This is a genomic window from Dyella sp. LX-66, assembly GCF_018599165.1.
Lineage (GTDB): Bacteria > Pseudomonadota > Gammaproteobacteria > Xanthomonadales > Rhodanobacteraceae > Dyella_D > Dyella_D marensis.
In genome coordinates this window covers 257,746-275,209 of sequence record NZ_JAHFVJ010000006.1, presented here as the reverse complement: position 1 = coordinate 275,209, position 17,464 = coordinate 257,746, and the positions used below count along the sequence as shown (strand labels likewise).

Sequence of the window (17,464 nt, the reverse complement as noted above, 5' to 3'; positions counted from 1 at the left end):
GTCAGCACGGCCGCTGTTCGGCACGGCGGCGCACCGCCTCGGCCCAGCGGCGCGCGACGGCGGGCGAAGTCATGCACACCGCGTCGTTGGTGACGGTGGTGACGGCGCGCTCCAGCAGCTGGATGTCGGCCTCGTGCTGGCGCGCCACGTGCGGGTCTTCGAAGAACAGCGCGCGCTGGCAACGCCGCTCCAGCACCAGGTCGGCGATCTGCGCATCGCCGCCCATCGGGCCGCTCTGGTAGCGCTGCACCCAGTCCTGCCCCTGCGGCCAGCCGCGGCTCCAGGCCAGTTCGTTGAGGCGCTGGCCGGTGGTACCGGTGGCGATGCGTTGCGCGAAACGCGACAGCACGTCGAAATGCTCGGCGGCATAGGCCACCATCTGCGGCTTCATCGCATCGTGCGCGATCAGCGCCAGCGTCTGGCGCTCCAGCGCGTGCAGCGCGTCGGCGCCCGGGTCCGGCGCGAAGCCGGCCAGGATGCGCTCCTGCTCCACCCAGTCGCGCGCGGAGGCCACGGTGGAGATAAACGGCTTCTGGTGAATCACGCACTGGCGCTTCAGCGCGATCGCTTCGGGGAAGATCGACGAAGGGTCGACCGGGTGCATCAGGTACACCGCGCCGTCGAGCACGCGCCCGGATTCGGGCAGGCCCACGATCTCCGCCACCAGCTTCATCAGGCCGCCCTCGCGGCCGTAGGGATAGCGCACCAGCCCGTCGTAGTTACCCAGCACGCCGTCGCGCACGATCGCATCGTAGGTGCGGCCTACCGCATGCAGGCTGATGCCCAGCTCGCGGATGCCCTGCTGGCTGGCGCGCAGCCAGTGGAACAGCGCGGATTCCGCATGGCTGTGGTGGGCTTGATTGGCGGCCAGGCCGATGCGCATCTGCGGCTTCCCCTGCGGGTGGATGGGTCGAACGCAGAGCGTACCGCGCGCGGCAGCATGGCGGGGACAAACGCCGGCTTCCGCGACACAAAAAAAGCGGCGCGCCGGCTACCGGCGCGCCGCCCCCGACTCCCCTCGACTTCAGAGCTTCAGTTTCACGCCCAGGTTGTAGAAGCGGCCGACCAGGCCCGCCTGCGCGTAGGTCGGGTTGTAGTTGGCGCCGCCGCCGGCATAGTTGGCCGGATCGAACGGCGGCTTGCGGTCGAACACGTTCTGCACCGACGCGGTGATCGCGATGTGGTCGTTGATCTGGTAGCTGCCGGTCAGGTCCATGTAGGTGAACGAGCTGACATGGCAGCTCAGCGGGATCGGCGTCTGGCAATTGCCCGGGCTGGAACCGGCATCCAGCGCGTAGTTGTCCATGCCGCTGACGTAGTACAGCGTGCCGGTGACGGTGGCCGGACCCCACTGGAAGGTATTGGCCCAGGACGCACGCGTCCGCGGCGTGCCCGCGCCGGAGGACAGCTGATACGGCCCATGCGTGCCGACGAACTGCTGCCGCGTGCCGTCCGGCAGGGTCAGCGCCCAGTTGAAGATCTGCGTGCCGCTGAACTGGCTGATGAAGTGCATGTCGTGGTTGAAATCGAAGTGGGCCTGCAGGTCCACATCGACGCCGGTGGTCTTCAGCGAGTTGGCGTTGATGTACAGGTTGTCGATTTCCGCCGGACGCGGCAGCGCGTTCGGGTGCAGCGGATCGGGCGTATCCGGGATCACGATCACACCCGGCCCCTGCGGCAGGCCGGCGTAGTAGTTGGCCAGCGCCGAGGAGGCATCGGCCGGCCCGATCACGTTCTCCTTCTTGATGTTGAAGTAGTCGACCGACAGGTTCAGCCAGCTCGCCGGCTGCACCAGCACGCCGAGGGTGAAGTTGCGCGCCTTCTCCGGCTTGATGTTCTTGTTGGCCAGGGTGAACAGCGACAGCGCGTACTGGCTGACGTAGCCGTTGCCGGTGCCGCCGTGCGCGGCGATGAAATCCGCCGGCGGGGTATGGTTGATGAAGCCCTGCGCCGAACTGGAGCCGTTCTCCGAGAAGCTCGGCGCACGGAAGCCCTTCGAGTACGTGCCGCGCAGCGCGACCCAGTCGAACGGCTTCCACTTGAAGCCGACCTTGGGCGTGAAGTGCGTGCCCACGTCGGAGTAGTGGTCCAGGCGGCCGGACAGATCCAGCTCCAGCGATTCCAGCAACGGCGCGTTGAACTCCACATAGCCGGCCGACACGTTGCGGCTGCCCTTGGTCTGCGCATTGCCCAGCCCCTGGAACTCGAAGTTGGGATTGAGCGTGGGATCGTCGATCGACTCGTGGCGGAACTGCGCGCCGACCGCGAAGCCCAGCGAACCGCCAGCCAGGTCCCACAGCGAACGGTTGGCGGCCAGGTCCAGTTCGTCCAGGTCCGAGGTGGAGGTCTTGCTGTAGCCCGGCGCCAGCGCCGCGCGCACGCTGCCGCTGTTGGCGGCGGGGTTGGCGAAGTTGTAGGTGCCCTTGTTGATGGCGTCCAGCAGCGCGGCATAGCTGATGAAGCCGTACTGCTTGGTGTCCAGCCAGTCGTGGTTGATCACCGCGGTGACGTCGTAGTTCCACTCGCCGAACGCGCCGGACACGCCGCCGACGATGCGCGCGTTGTGGTTGTCGTAGTTGAAGCCGTTGGCCATGTCGCCGAACGCGTAGTTGATCAGCGCGTAGTCGTTCGGGAACGGATTGCTCGGATTACCCGGCGGCAAGGCGAGGCTGTTGGTGTTGTTCGGCGTGCTGGACTGGATCTGCCGCGGCAGGCCCGGCACCCAGGTCTTGGCCTCGAAGTAGCTGGCCGACAGATAGGCCCGCGTGGTGTCGTTGATCTTCATGGTGAAGCGGCCGTAGATGCCGCCCTGCTCCATCGCCGGCTGCACCTGGCCGTACAGCGATTGGAAGTTCTGTTCGCAGTAGCTGCCGGTGTCGTCGGTGACGCCGATCGAATTGCTGCCGCAGGGACGCAGCGGCTGCGCCAGCGCGCCGGCGTTGGGCGTGCCGCTGGTGAGATCGCCGGGCCGGGTCAGGGAGCCGGGCGTCACCGAGCCGTACACCGAGCCGGTGCGCTGCCCTGGCTGGCCGATGTTGAGGTCGGGGCCGCCGATCGAGCGCAGGTCCTGCGTGTTGAACGGGAAGCCGCGCTGGCGCAGCCAGATCGGGTTGTCCTTCTGGTACTGGATGGCGATGTAGCCGTTGTGGCCGTCCTTCTCCAGGTCGCCCGCGCCGGCCAGCAAGGTTGCCTTGCGGGTAAAGCCGCCGCCGTGCTGCGAGGTGCCGACGTCGACCGTGCCCTCCACGCCCTTGTAGTTGGGCTTGAGGATGATGTTGACCACGCCGGCGATGGCGTCCGCACCGTACAGCGAGGAAGCACCATCCTTCAGCACTTCGATGCGGTCCACCGCGGCCAGCGGAATGGTGTTGAGGTCGACGAAGGAACGCTGGCCGTCGTCCGCCACCGGATAGCTGGCGGCGCGGTGGCCGTCGACCAGCACCAGGGTGGAGTTCACCGTCAGGCCGCGCAGCGCGACGCCGGAGGAACCGGCGGCGAAGCCGTTGGCGAAGGAGTTGGGGATCGAGCCGCTGTTGTCGGCGGAGATCGAACGCACGACGTCGGAAACCGTGGTGAGGCCGCTGCGCTGGATCTGCTGCGCGGAAATCACGGTCACCGGCGAAGGCGTTTCCACGTCGATGCGCGGCACGGCCGAACCGGTCACGGTGATGGTCTGCAATTGCTTCGCCTGATCCGCAGGCGGCGGAGGGGGTGGAGTGGCTGCGTCTTGGGCAAACGCAGCGCCGACCGGAGCGAACAATAGACCGGCCAGGGTCAGTGCAAGCTGGTTGCGCTTCATGGGGATGGCCTCTCTTTGTTGTTAAGGCATTGCGCCAGAGAGCCCATCAGCCGGGTGGGGGAATGCGCCGCGTCGGGCGCATGCTTAATAGGCTCGAAATAGAGTCAAGCACTTTAAGGTTCGTTTCACAAGGCCATTACAACGCAAACTAAGTATTTGATGCCGCAATATTTTGCGCGGCAATGTAGTTTGCATAAGGCGTGCCTGAAAGAGCCCGACATAATCAGGACAAATCAGGCGGAAGCGGATTTATCCATTAATCCCCTATTTGGAACGTTCCAAGCCGGACGGGTAATTCCGGAAATTCTCGAATAATCATTCGGCAAGAAAAAAACGCCGCCCTTTCGGGCGGCGCAGGTTTTTTCCGATGCCCGGATCGGCTCAGGCCAGCAAGGCCTGCGCGATCGACCCGCCGGCCTCGCGTCCGTCATAGACCGCGCGCACCACCAGGTCCGCGCCGCGTACGTTGTCGCCGCCGGCGAAGATGCGCGGATGGCTGGTCTGGTGCGGCAGATGGCCGGCGGCGCCGGTGACGATGCGGCCGGAGCGGTCCAGCGCCACGCCCTGCGAGCGCAGCCAATCCGGCGGGCTGGGCAGGAAGCCGAAGGACTGGATCACCACGTCGGCGCGAAGCTCGGCCTCGGTGCCGGGCACGTTCTGCGGACGCGCGCGGCCGTGGCCGTCCTTGACCAGGGTGGTGTCGATCACGCGCACCGCGCGCACCTTGCCCTCGGCATCGCCCAGGATCTGCAGCGGCTGGCGCTGGAACAGGAATTCCACGCCTTCCTCGCGGCTGTACTTCACCTCGCGCGCGGAGCCGGGCATGTTCGCTTCGTCGCGGCGGTAGACGCAGGTGACCGACGCGGCGCCCAGGCGGACCGCGGTGCGGTTGCAGTCCATGCCGGTGTCGCCGCCGCCCAGCACCACCACGTGCTTGCCGCGGAAGTCGAAGGCGTGCGGCGCCGGTTCGTCGCGCAGCAGGCGCTCGGTGTTGGCGATCAGGAACGGCAGCGCGTCGTGCACGCCATGCAGTTCGCGGCCCGGCAGTTCGGCATCCACGTAGGTATAGGCGCCGGTGCCGACGAAGACGGCGTCGTAATCGTCCAGCAGCTGGCCGAACTCCACGTCGCGCCCCACTTCGCGGCCGAGCAGGAAACGCACGCCCATGCCTTCGAGCACGTCGCGGCGCGTGCGCACCACGCCCTTGTCCAGCTTGAACGGCGGGATGCCGAAAGTGAGCAGGCCGCCGATCTCGCCCTGGCTGTCGTATACGTCGGCGGCGATGCCGGCGCGGCGCAGGCGGTCGGCGCAGGACAGGCCGGCCGGGCCGGCGCCGACGATGGCCACGCGCTTGCCGGTCTCGCGCACGCGCGAGAGATCCGGGCGCCAGCCCTGGCGCAGCGCCTCGTCGGTGACCCAGCGTTCGATGCTGCCGATGGTGACCGCGCCGAAATCGGTCTGCTCCAGCGTGCAGGAGCCTTCGCACAGGCGGTCCTGCGGGCAGACGCGGCCGCAGATTTCCGGCAGCGGATTGGTTTCGTGCATCAGCGTGGCCGCTTCGAGGATGCGGCCGTCCTGCACCAGCTTCAGCCAGTTCGGAATGTAGTTGTGCACCGGGCAGGCATGTTCGCAGTACGGATTGCCGCAATCGATGCAGCGCTCGGCCTGCCCGGCCGCCTGCGGCGCCGCGAAGTCGCCGGCGATCTCGCCGTAGCCGAGCACGCGGATGGCGACCGGCACGGTGCGCGGCGTCTGGCGTTCGACGTGGAGGAATTGGAATGACTTATCTGGCATGGGGCTGGAAGTCGGCAGGAAGGAGGGAAGGGATCAACCGCAACAGGCGCCGCGGATCGGGCGTTTTCGCCCGATGCGTACGAGGCGTCTACTTGCTTCGCTTCCAGGCGGCAGCGTCTTCGTCATCACGCCGCACTCCTCAATTCTTCCGCCAGCGCATCCAGGCTCGCGGCCTTCGGCTTCACCAGCCAGAACTTGTACTGCAGGCCGCGGAAGTCGCGCAGGATCTGGCGGCCCCAGTCACTGCCGGTCAGCTCCACATGGCGCGACACCAGGCCGCGCAGATGCTGCATGTAGTGCTCCATGCCTTCCGGCGAGATGCGCAGGATGTCGACCAGCTCGTGGTTGTAGCAGTCCACGAAATCTCGCTCCAGGTCGAGCACGTAGGCGAAGCCGCCGGTCATGCCCGCGCCGAAGTTCAGGCCCACCTTGCCCAGCACCGCCACCACGCCGCCGGTCATGTACTCGCAGCAGTGGTCGCCGGCGCCTTCCACCACCGCCAGCGCGCCGGAGTTGCGCACGGCGAAGCGCTCGCCCGCGCGGCCGGCGGCGAACAGCTCGCCGTCGGTGGCGCCGTAGAGGCAGGTGTTGCCGATGATCGCGGCGTCCTGGCTGGCGAACGGCGAATCCAGCGGCGGGCGCACCACGATGCGGCCGCCGGCCATGCCCTTGCCCACGCCGTCGTTCGCCTCGCCGATCAGGTCGATATGCACGCCGCCGGCATTCCACGCGCCAAGACTTTGCCCGGCCGCGCCTTCCAGGCGCAGCACGATCGGCTGGTTATCCATGCCGTGGTCGCCCCAGCGGCGCGCCACTTCGCCGGACAGGCGCGCGCCGATGGCGCGGTCGGTATTGGCGATGGCGTAGCTCAATTCGCCGCCGCTGCCGTTGGCCACCGCTTCGCGCGTGTCGTGCTCGATGCGCGTGGCCAGCGCCGCGTCGTCGCGCATCGGATTGCGCGGCAGGGTGCAGGCGAAGTCGACGTCCGCGCCCAGCGTCTCGCCCTGGATCAGCGGACGCAGGTCCAGCTTGTGCTGTACCGGCGTGGCGCCTTCCAGCTGCTGCAGCAGGTCGCTGCGGCCGATGATCTCGGACAGGCTGCGCGCGCCCAGCCGCGCCAGATGTTCGCGCACGTCGTCCGCCACGAAGCGGAAGTAGTGCATGACCATCTCGGGCAGGCCGATGAAATGTTCCTTGCGCAGCACCGCGTGCTGGGTGGCGACGCCGGTGGCGCAGTTGTTCAGATGGCAGATGCGCAGGTACTTGCAGCCCAGCGCCACCATCGGGCCGGTGCCGAAGCCGAAGCTTTCCGCGCCCAGCAGCGCCGCCTTCACCACGTCCAGGCCCGTCTTCAGGCCGCCGTCGGTCTGCAGCCGCACGCGGCCACGCAGGTCGTTGCGGCGCAGGGTCTGCTGCGTCTCGGCCAGGCCCAGTTCCCACGGCGTGCCGGCGTACTTGATCGAGGTGAGCGGGCTGGCGCCGGTGCCGCCGTCGTGGCCGCTGACGGTGATCAGGTCCGCGCCGGCCTTCACCACGCCCGCGGCGACAGTGCCGACACCGGCATGGCTGACCAGCTTCACCGAGACCAGGGCGCCGGGATTGACCTCCTTGAGGTCGTGGATCAGCTCGGCCAGGTCTTCGATCGAATAGATGTCGTGATGCGGCGGCGGCGAGATCAGGCCGATGCCCGGCTTGGCGTAGCGCAGCCGCGCGATGGTGGCGTCCACCTTGTGGCCCGGCAGCTGGCCGCCCTCGCCCGGCTTGGCGCCCTGGGCGATCTTGATCTGCAGCACTTCGGCGTTGACCAGATAGGCCGGCGTGACGCCGAAGCGCCCGGACGCGACCTGCTTGATCTTGGACATCTTCTCGGTGCCGTAGCGCGCCGGATCTTCGCCACCCTCACCCGAATTGCTGCGCGCGCCGAGCCGGTTCATGCCGATCGCCAGCGCCTCGTGCGCTTCCGGCGACAGCGCGCCCAGCGACATGCCGGCCGAGTCGAAGCGCGACAGGATGCTCTGCACCGATTCCACTTCGTCCAGCGGCACCGCCTCGCCCAGCGGCTGCGGGCTGAGCAGGTCGCGCAGCGCCGACGGCGGGCGGCGGTCGACGAAATCCGCATAGGCGCGGTAGTCGGCCGCCTCGCCGGAGCGCACCGCCTTCTGCAGGCTGGCGATCACGTCCGGGTTGTACATGTGGTATTCGCCGCCGTGCACGTACTTGTACAGGCCGCCGGCGCGCAGCGACTGCGCTTCGTTCCAGGCTTCGGCGGCGAGCAGGCGCTGGTCCTGCTCAAGCTCGGCGAAACCGGCGCCGCCGATGCGCGAAGGCGTGCCGGGGAAGCACAGCGCCACCACTTCCGGCGCCAGGCCGACGATCTCGAACAGCTGCGCGCCGCGATAGCCGGCAACGGTGGAGATGCCCATCTTGGAGAGGATCTTGAGCAGACCCTTGCGGATGCCGCGGCGGTAGCTGCGGCCCACTTCCATGCGGTCGCTGGCGATATGCCCTTCGCGGCCCAGCTCGAACAGGCTCTGGTAGGCCAGCCACGGATAGATGGCGGTGGCGCCGTAGCCGATCAGGCAGGCAAACTGGTGCGGATCGCGCGGCGCGGCGGTCTCCACGATGATGTTGCATTGACATCGCAGGCCTTCGTCGATCAGGTGCGCATGCACCGCGCCGGTGGCCAGCAGGGAGTGGATCGGCAGCAGGCCGCGCTCCGGATAGCGGTCGCTGAGGAAGACCAGCGCGCCGCCCGCGCGCACCGTCTGCGCCACCTCGCGGCACAGCCGCCGCAGTGCGTTCTCCAGGCCTTCTTCCGGCGCGTACATCAGGTCGAAGCGCGGCGTGCTGCCGAACTGCGGCAGCGCCAGCAGCTGGCGGAGCTTGCGCTGCGACAGGATCGGCGAGTTGATCAGGATCTGCTTCGCGTTCTCCGGCTGCAGCTCGAACGGATTGCCTTCCGGACCGATCTGCGTCACCAGCGACATCACCAGCTTTTCGCGCAGCGGATCGATCGGCGGATTGGTCACCTGCGCAAACGCTTGCCGGAAGCGGTCGAACAGCGGACGCACCTGGCGCGACATCGCCGCGATCGGGGTGTCGTCGCCCATGGAGCCGGTGGCTTCCATCTCCAGCTCGGCCAATGCCTTGAGCACCGACTCGCGCTCTTCGCGCGACAGGCCGTAGAGCTTCTGGTAGCAGCGCAGTTGCTCGGCCGGCAGCGGTTCGGCGGCCAGCGAGGGGTCGATCAGGTCGGATTCGAGATAGCTGACGCCCGCGCGCAGCCAGTCGCGGTAAGGCGCGCGGCGGCGGTTGATGTCGTCGATGTCGGCATTGCGCAGCAGGCGCCGGTTGGCGAAGTCGACGGCGATCATCTCGCCCGGCGCAAGGCGGCCCTTGGCGATGACGCGCGCGGAAGGCACGTCCCACAGGCCGGCTTCGGAGGCGACGATCAGGTGGTTGTCGTCCGACAGCGCCCAGCGCGCCGGGCGCAGGCCGTTGCGGTCCAGCGTGCAGGCGGCGTAGTGGCCGTCGCACATCACCAGGCCGGCGGGGCCGTCCCAGGGTTCGCTGTGCAGGGCGTAGTACTCGTAGAAGGCGGCGAGGTCTTCGTCGATGCCTTCGCGCGCGGCGAAGGCCGGCGGCACCAGCACGCGCATCGCGGCGATCAGTTCCAGGCCGCCGGTGGTGAGCACTTCCAGCGCGTTGTCGAGGCTTTCGGAATCGGAACCGGTCTGGCGCACCAGCGGCCCGAGGTCGCCCAGCTCCACCAGCGGCGAGCGCAGGATGGATTCGCGCGCCTGCATCCAGCGCCGGTTGGCGCGGATGGTGTTGATCTCGCCGTTGTGCGCCAGCAGGCGGAACGGTTGGGCCAACCTCCACTGCGGCGTGGTGTTGGTGGAGAAACGCTGGTGAAACACCACCGCGTCGGAGACCAGGGCGGCGTGACCCAGGTCCGGATAGACCTCGCGCAGGCGCCCCGGCGCGGCCATCGCCTTGTAGCCGATGACCTGGGCGGACAAGCTCACCACGTAGAAATGTGCATCTTGCGCCAGCGCGGTCTCGGCGCGGCGGCGGGCGCGGAACAGGGCGCGCTCGAAGGCGTCGTCATCCTGGCCCTGCGCCTCCACGAAGATCTGCCGCACGCGCGGCCGCGCCGCCGCGGCGAGCGGGCCGCAGGCGTCGGGATTGACCGCCACGTCGCGCCAGCCGGCCACGCGCAGGTTTTCCTCGCGCACGAAGGCTTCCAGGGTGGCGCAGACCTCATCGCCCGCGCTGGCCGGATCGAGGAACACCAGCCCCGCCGCGAAACGCTCGCCTACCGACAAGCCCGCTTCTTTCGCCAGCACCGCCAGCCAGGCCTGCGGTTTATGCACCAGCACGCCGCAGCCGTCGCCGCTGATGCCGTCGGCGTTGACGCCGCCACGGTGCGAAAGTTTGGCCAGCGCGTCGAAGGCGGTATCGACCACCCATGCGCTGGCGCGGCCGTCGATCTGGGCGACCAGACCGAAACCGCAGCTGTCGTGTTCGAACGCGGCGTCGTACAGCGCCGGTGCACCTGCCTGGACCATCTTGCCTCCCCGGCCGACGGATGTGAGGGACACGCACTCCCAGCGGTGCGCGATGCACCACTGCCCCGTACGTGGGTGTTGAATCGACTAAAGCATAGTTGGTGCGCCGCGTCAAAGTGATTCGGACGGCCAAATGACGGGCAACTTTCGGATATGTTTTAGATCTGACCATACCAGTCCGGGCAAAACCGCCCCGGACCCCGCCGCCGGAAATCCCCTCCATCTAAGCTCCAGCTAAGGCTGATGTGGCATCGCGCGCGCGTCGCGGCGAGCTTCGTTTAGGCGTCCAAACGGCCATACCAGTTTCTTTGCGCAAGTCACATCAGCGCAATGGAATCGTCAAACATCCCGCCCACGATGCGCCGCTTTAACTCCTTCCCAACACAGCGGCGCCTCGCATGCCCATCCCGAACCGCACGTTCTTCGTCCGCGCCGCCCGCACGGACCTCCCCGCGCTGAGCGCCCTGGTGGCCGGCATCCGCCGGCATGTGCTGCCGGCGCCCTGGTGGCTGCTGGCGGCCGGCTTCTGCCTGGCCGGCACGGCGGCGGCGACGGACACGCCTACCGAGAACCCGGCACGCCCGGCGGCCCAGCCGGCGGCAAAACAGCTGGAGGAAGTGGAGGTGCGCGCCAATACCGCCAACTCCGCCCTGATCCAGGCGCCGACCCAGGCCGAGCTGGACATCACCCAGCCGCAGTCGGTGATCGGGCTGGACTACATCGCCAACCACGTGGCGCCCACCGCCGACTACGCCACCATCGCGGCGATCGCGCCGGGCGTGTCCACCATCGGCGTCAGCGGCCCGGGCCTGGGCGAAGCCAAGCAGATGACCATCCGCGGCTTCAACGACAATCAGTACAACGTCACCTACGACGGCATCCCGTTCGGCGACACCAACGACTTCAGCCACCACACCAGCAGCTACTTCCCCGCCAAGATGATCGGCCAGGTCACCGTCGACCGCGGCCCCGGCGGCGCCAGCCAGATCGGCCAGGCCACCTTCGGCGGCACGGTGGCGCTGCGCTCGAAGGATGCGCGCGACGAGTTCTCGTTCATCCCCACCCTGAGCTACGGCAGCTACGACACCACGCTCACCCACCTGGAACTCAACAGCGGCCGCCTGGACAGCCTGGGCGGCGCCAAGCTGATCGCCAGCGTGCAGTACAACGACACCGACACCTTCCGCAGCGATTCGCCGATGAGCCGCAAGACCGGCTACATCAAGTACGTGCAGCCGCTGGGCGAGGCGATCGAACTGACCTTCCTCAGCAACTACAACTACATCCGCTTCAACAATCCGGACAAGACCGACCTTACCCAGCAGCAGATCGACACGCTGGGCCGCGACTTCGGCCTCAACACCAACCGCGCCAGCACCGACTGCTATTGCTACAACTACCAGACCAAGCAGACCGACCTGGAATACCTGGGCCTGAGCAGCGCGCTCAGCGACACCTGGCGCCTGGACGACAAGCTCTACACCTACGCCTACGACAACGACAGCCACGAAAGCCCGTACACCGGCACGGCAGCGTCCAAGACCAACATGGGCGGCTACAACAAGATCAACAACTACCGCGCCTGGGGCAACACGCTCGAGGCCACGCGCAGCGACGACCATGGCCAGCTCAAGCTGGGCAGCTGGTACGAATACATCGACAACACCCGCTACAGCGTGGCGCTGGACTACGGCCTGGGCGGCATCCACGACGTCAAGAAGGGCAAGCCGGACAGCAGCGCCTACAAGTACACGATGGTCGATCGCCTGCGCACCACCCAGCTGTATGCCGAGTACGCCTGGCGCGTGACCGACGCTTTCACCCTCACCCCCGGCGTGAAGTACGACCGCGCCACGCGCTATATCGACGCGCCGATCAACCAGACCACCAAGCTGCCGCTGAACTACCAGCAGACCTGGGACAAGACGCTCGGCTCGCTTACCGCCAACTACCTGCTGAGCAGCGAGTGGAGCGTGTACGCGCAGGCGGCGCAGGGTTTCCTGTCGCCCAACCTCAACCAGTTCTACGTGCCGAACCCGCGCGAAAGCCGCACCAAGCCGCAGGAAACGATGAACTACCAGGCCGGCACGGTGTACAAGACCGACCGCTTCAACGCCGATGCGGACGTGTTCTATATCGACTACCAGAACTTCCCGCTGATCGGCACCGATCCGGTCACCCACGACCCGATCTACGCGCTGGCCAAGGGCGCCACCATGAAGGGCGCGGAGGCGGAAGCGACGTACTGCGTCGGCGAAGGCATCAGCCTCTATGCCAACGGCTCGGTGATCGACGCGAAGTTCAAGCGCTCCAACCTGCGCATGCCCACCGTGCCGTCCGGCACCGCGGCGCTGGGTTTCCTGTACGACAACGGCGGATTCTCCGGCTCGCTCACCGGCAAGTTCGTCGGCGGGCAGCGCGTGTACAACAGCGACCTCAACCCCGACGTCGCCGCCTCCGCCACCGCCAGCGGCCGCAGCAGCGGCTGGTGGACCACGGCGCTCAGCCTCGGCTACGGCCAGAACCTCGCCGGCTCGGTGATCAAGAGCTACAAGATCCGCCTGCAGGTGGACAACCTGTTCGACCAGCACAAGCAGGTGATCGACGCGATCAAGGGCACCACGCCGTACTACCTGGTGCTGCCGGGCCGCAGCTGGTTCGCCTCCATGTCCCTTGCCCTGTGATCCGGGAGATATCGATGATCCTCACCCACTCTATTCGCCGCGCGCTGCTGTGCGGCCTGCTGCTGGTTGCCGGCGCCGCTCATGCCGACGGCGCCACGCGCTACCTCGACGACGCACGGCTGCACCAGTTGCAGTCGGTGCTCGCGCCGCCTTCGGTGCCGGGTTCGCCGGAAGACCAGGCCGACCGCGCCGTGACCGACCAGGCCTACGCCCATCGCAGCGATGCGGACAACGCGCTGTCGCACCAGGAAGAAAGCTTCGACGTGTTCGCCTTCGCCCGCGTGCTCGGTCCGGGCTTCGATGCCGCCAAGCTGCCGCGCACGGCGGCGCTGTTCGCCGAAGTGCAGAAGGAAACCGGCAAGGCGGTGAAGGAAGCCAAGAACCACTGGGAGCGCGAGCGCCCGTGTCCGCTGGACAGCTGCCGCAAGGATCCGGAGGGCGACGAAAAGGATCTGAAGAAGAAGAGCTACGGTTATCCCAGCGGCCACAGCACGCGCGCCACCGTGTTCGCCGTCCTGCTGGCCCAGGCGCTGCCGGGCCGCGCCGATGCGGTCCCCGGCTATGCGCGCGACGTGGGCTGGCGACGGGTGGTGCGTGGCGTGCATACGCCGCAGGACATTTATGCGGGGCGGGTGTTCGGGCAGGCGCTGGGGGCGGCATTCCTGGCTAATCCGGCGCTGCGACACGACCTCGACGCCGCTGCGAAGGAACTGGCTGCGGCAGGATTCACCGCCCCCTGAGACGGGGGCGGGAGGGCGGTCCGGTTTGGTACTATCCCGGACCGCCTTCCGCCTGCCGCCCGTCCATGCTCAACCCGCAACAATTGGCCGCAGTCGAGCACTGCGACAGCCCCCTGCTCGTGCTGGCCGGCGCCGGTTCCGGCAAGACCAGCGTGATCACGCAGAAGATCGCCTACCTGATCCAGCGCCGCCGGCTGGCGCCGTCGAAGATCGCCGCGATCACCTTCACCAACAAAGCGGCGAAGGAAATGCGCGAGCGCGTGGCCAAGCTGATCAGCAGCGAGGACGCCGCCGCGCTCACCGTGTGCACCTTCCACGCGCTGGGCCTGAAGTTCCTGCAGATCGAGCATGCGCGCGCTGGCCTGCGCAAGGGCTTCTCGGTGCTGGACGCCGACGACAGCGAAGTGATCATCAAGGAACTGGCGCCCAAGGGCGCCAAGCCGGACGTGCTGTTCGGCATCCGCAACCTGGTCAGCCGCGCCAAGAACGCCGGCCTGTCGCCGGAAGAAGCCACCGCCGCCGCGCGCAGCCCGCGCGAGCTGGACGCGGCGATGATCTACACGCTCTACCAGTCGCGCCTGGCCGCGTTCAACGCGGTGGACTTCGACGATCTGATCCGCTTGCCGCTGCGCATCCTGGAAAGCGACGAGGAATGCCGCAACGCCTGGCGCGAGCGCCTGCGCTACCTGCTGGTGGACGAATACCAGGACACCAACGACGCGCAGTACCGCCTGCTCAAGGCCCTGGCCGGCGACCGCGGCGGCTTTACCTGCGTGGGCGACGACGACCAGTCCATCTATGCCTGGCGCGGCGCCAATCCGGAAAACATCGACCAGCTCGGCAAGGATTGGCCGACCCTGCGCGTGATCAAGCTGGAACAGAACTACCGCTGCGGCCGCCGCATCCTGCGCGCGGCCAACAAGCTGATCGCCAACAATCCGCATCTGCACGAAAAGAAGCTGTGGAGCGAGCATCCGGAAGGCGCGCAGATCCGCGTGCTGGAGTGCAAGGACAACGAGCACGAGGCCGAGCGCGTCGCCGCCGTCGCGGTGACGCTGGCGGAGAAGCACAAGGCGCGCTGGCACGAGATGGCCATTCTCTATCGCGGCAATTTCCAGGCCCGTCCGCTGGAAAAAGCGCTGCGCCTGGCGCGCGTGCCGTATCACCTCACCGGCGCGCTGAGCTTCCTCGACCGCGCCGAGGTGAAGGACCTGCTGTGCTATCTGCGCCTGCTGACCAACCCCAGCGACGACGCGGCCTTCCTGCGTGTGGTGAACGTGCCCAAGCGCGAGATCGGCGCCACCACGCTGGAGAAGCTCGGCCAGATCGCGCAGACGCGCAATGCCTCGCTGCTCGACGCGGCACGCAGCGACGGCGTGCTGCGCCAGCTTTCACCGCGCCCTGCCGCCGCGCTGGCCGGCTTCACCCAGCTGATGGACGAATTGCGCAGCGCCTCGGTGCATTCGAGCGCGGCGGACCTGGTCGAAACGGTGCTCAAGCGCACCGGCTATGCCAGCGAGATCGCCGCCAGCACCACCGATACCGCATTGCGCGAACGCCGGCTGGGCAATCTGCGCGAGCTGGCGGACTGGTTCCGCGCCATGCAGCGCAACGACAGCACCACGGGCGATCTGGCGGCGCAGCTGGCCTTGCTGAGCCATGCGGATCGCGACGAGCCCGGTAATGCGCTGCGCATGATGACGCTGCATGCGGCGAAGGGATTGGAGTTTCGCTTCGTGTTTATCGTCGGCTGCGAGGAAGGCACGCTGCCGCACGATGGTGCGATGGACGAGGGGCGTGTCGATGAGGAGCGCCGCCTGATGTACGTGGGTATTACGCGTGCCAAGGAAATGCTGACCTTGTCGTGGTCGTCCAAGACCAAGCGCTACGGCGAGGTGCACAGCAACCAGCCGAGCCGGTTCCTGCATGAGCTGCCGCAGGACGATCTGCATTGGCAGGGGAAGGATCCGGAGGCAGACAAGGAAGTGGTGCGCGAGACTGCCGAGTCGCATATGGCGAAGATCAAGGCGATGTTGGCGGGGAATTGAAGAGCGCGCGGGTGAGGCGACTCTCGGCTTTTCGCTCCGGCCGGCCCCTCACCCAGCCTCTCCCCGGAGGGGAGAGGGGGGCATTGAGGTGATCTGGGTGCATAGCTTCCAGATCGAACTCTTCTCCCCTTCGGGGAGCACGCGGGGAGCGCACAGGGATGTGCGCTGCTTTGAGGAGCGAGGAAGATGCCGGCAGGCAGATGAGGGGCCACTCTTGCGACACCCCATCGCTCAATGCCGCCGACGCCTCCGCCGATGTTCCATCATCGTGCCGATGATGCTCCCCGGATTCGCCGCATTGACCACCACGGTCGGGTAGTCCGTATTGAGCGGCACCAGCTCGAAGATCTCGTGCCCTTCCGCATCGCGGCCGCGGCTGCGGTACTTCTTGAACGTCGCGCTGCCGTCGCTCTCGATGCGCGCCACTACGAAGTCGCCTGGCAACGGTTTGACCGCAGGATCGATGATCACGATGTCCCCAGGATGGAATTCCTCCAGCATCGACTCGCCGGTGATCTCCAGCGCAAAGGCCAGCCGGCCCAGGTCCTGCGCCAGCTCCGCATCCACGCTCACGCTCTGCTCGGCATAGCCGCGCGGATAGGGATCGGCCGCCTCGCGGCCGTGGCCGGCCTGCACCATCGAGATCACCGGCAGCTGGCGCACGTCCGGCTGGGCCGCGCGCAGGCCGCTGGGCACCTCGCCGCGGCTGTCGTCTTCCTTGCCGGTGCGCAGGTAGCGGACCGAGACGCCCATGATGCCGGCGGCCATCTCAAGCGCCGCGACGCGGATGTTGTCTGCTTCGATCACACCCGCCTCCCACTGGCTGATGGCCGACCCGGAATACCCGATGCGGCGGCCCAGCGCGCGCTGGGAGATGCCCGCGCGCTCGCGGGCGGCTTTGAAGCGTTCGGCGAAGTTACTCATGCGTTAAGTCTACTTGGCGTTCTGCTAAGTGTAATTGACAAACAGTGCCAAGTAAACTTATCATTGTCCTACGGGAATCGTCCGCTCCGGACGCCTCGCCCGGCGCTCCATCCATCGCAGAACAGGGAGGAATTCGATGAACGTACGCAAGCTCCTGGCCCGCCTCAATCCTTCGATCGCACGCTTCGAAGTGCACCACGGCGGCCAGTCCGAACTCACTCCCCAGGACATCGCCGGCGCCTTGGGCATGATCGAGGACCGCCTCGCCCGCGAAGTGCTGTGCACCGTGTGGTGGCCCGATGGCGCCCAGCTGCAGCGCGCCGAGCTGGACCGCATCGTGCGCGAGGCGCAGCTGCGCGAATGGATGCGCCTGCGCCGCGAGCTGGAAGCCGCGAAGCTCGCGCTGCACGTGGCCGAGGACGATATCGACGGCACCCACGGCACCCGCAACGCTCAGCGCGCCGCCTTGCAGCGCGCCACCGAAACGCTGGATGAAGTAAAGGCGCGCCAGTGGCCCGCGGTCGGTCCGATCTACCGCGCCGTGCGCAACGCAGTGCTGACCGAACTGGCCACGCCGCATCTGTGCACGCATTGCGAAGGGCGTGGCGAAGTGTTCGCGCAAGATCGGCTGGTGGCCTGCCAGCAATGCGAAGGACACGGCCGCACGCCGGTGAGCGACCGCAAGCGCGCGGCGATGATCGAGCGCGACGAAGCGGGTTATCGCCGGGTGTGGCGTCCGGTGTACGAATGGACGCTGGCTTTGTGCGCAGGTGCGGAAACGCGTGGCGCTCGTGCGCTGGAACATGCACTCGCACCTGCATGACCGCATGCAGATGCGGAATCGACGCCTCCGCACTTTCCAAGGAAAATGCATAGCGTGGGATGTTTCGGCAGACGACGCATC

At 67.4% G+C, this 17,464-nt stretch carries 9 protein-coding genes; 4 read left to right on the top strand and 5 right to left on the bottom strand.

The window, feature by feature from the left end; genetic code table 11:
- Nucleotide 1: 1 nt before the first annotated feature.
- The 4 genes from KK141_RS14055 to gltB all read right to left on the bottom strand — a co-directional run bounded on the left by KK141_RS14055 (nucleotide 2) and on the right by gltB (nucleotide 10,164).
- Entirely contained in the window at nucleotides 2-883 is an 882-nt protein-coding gene (locus tag KK141_RS14055; protein ID WP_214569913.1) for a methylglyoxal synthase, read from the bottom strand.
- Nucleotides 884-1,024: 141 nt separating this feature from the next.
- Nucleotides 1,025-3,799, bottom strand: a complete 2,775-nt coding sequence (locus tag KK141_RS14050) for a TonB-dependent receptor (protein ID WP_214569914.1) — start codon at nucleotides 3,797-3,799, stop codon at nucleotides 1,025-1,027.
- 381 nt (nucleotides 3,800-4,180) lie between these two features.
- Nucleotides 4,181-5,593 (bottom strand): FAD-dependent oxidoreductase, encoded by a 1,413-nt coding sequence (locus tag KK141_RS14045; RefSeq protein WP_214569915.1) that lies wholly within the window; start codon nucleotides 5,591-5,593, stop codon nucleotides 4,181-4,183.
- Between the two features lie 125 nt (nucleotides 5,594-5,718).
- On the bottom strand, nucleotides 5,719-10,164 hold the full coding sequence (gene gltB / locus KK141_RS14040) for a glutamate synthase large subunit (RefSeq protein WP_214569916.1): 4,446 nt from the start codon (nucleotides 10,162-10,164) through the stop codon (nucleotides 5,719-5,721).
- Between the two features lie 398 nt (nucleotides 10,165-10,562).
- Here gltB and KK141_RS14035 point away from each other — a divergent pair, with 398 nt between their 5' ends.
- From KK141_RS14035 to KK141_RS14025, 3 genes are all read left to right on the top strand, one after another.
- Entirely contained in the window at nucleotides 10,563-12,848 is a 2,286-nt protein-coding gene (locus KK141_RS14035; RefSeq protein ID WP_214569917.1) for a TonB-dependent receptor, read from the top strand.
- 14 nt (nucleotides 12,849-12,862) lie between these two features.
- Entirely contained in the window at nucleotides 12,863-13,588 is a 726-nt protein-coding gene (locus KK141_RS14030) for a phosphatase PAP2 family protein (RefSeq protein ID WP_214569918.1), read from the top strand.
- Between the two features lie 65 nt (nucleotides 13,589-13,653).
- The gene (locus KK141_RS14025; protein ID WP_214569919.1) at nucleotides 13,654-15,636 is read left to right on the top strand and encodes a UvrD-helicase domain-containing protein; all 1,983 of its coding nucleotides are present in this window, start codon (nucleotides 13,654-13,656) and stop codon (nucleotides 15,634-15,636) included.
- Nucleotides 15,637-15,867: 231 nt separating this feature from the next.
- On the opposite strand, the gene KK141_RS14020 is transcribed toward KK141_RS14025, so the two are convergent.
- A complete protein-coding gene (locus KK141_RS14020) occupies nucleotides 15,868-16,560 on the bottom strand; it encodes an XRE family transcriptional regulator (protein ID WP_214569920.1) in 693 nt (230 codons plus the stop codon).
- Between the two features lie 136 nt (nucleotides 16,561-16,696).
- On the opposite strand from KK141_RS14020, the gene KK141_RS14015 reads away from it, so the two are divergent.
- On the top strand, nucleotides 16,697-17,383 hold the full coding sequence (locus tag KK141_RS14015; protein ID WP_214569921.1) for a hypothetical protein: 687 nt from the start codon (nucleotides 16,697-16,699) through the stop codon (nucleotides 17,381-17,383).
- The last annotated feature ends 81 nt before the right edge of the window (nucleotides 17,384-17,464 follow it).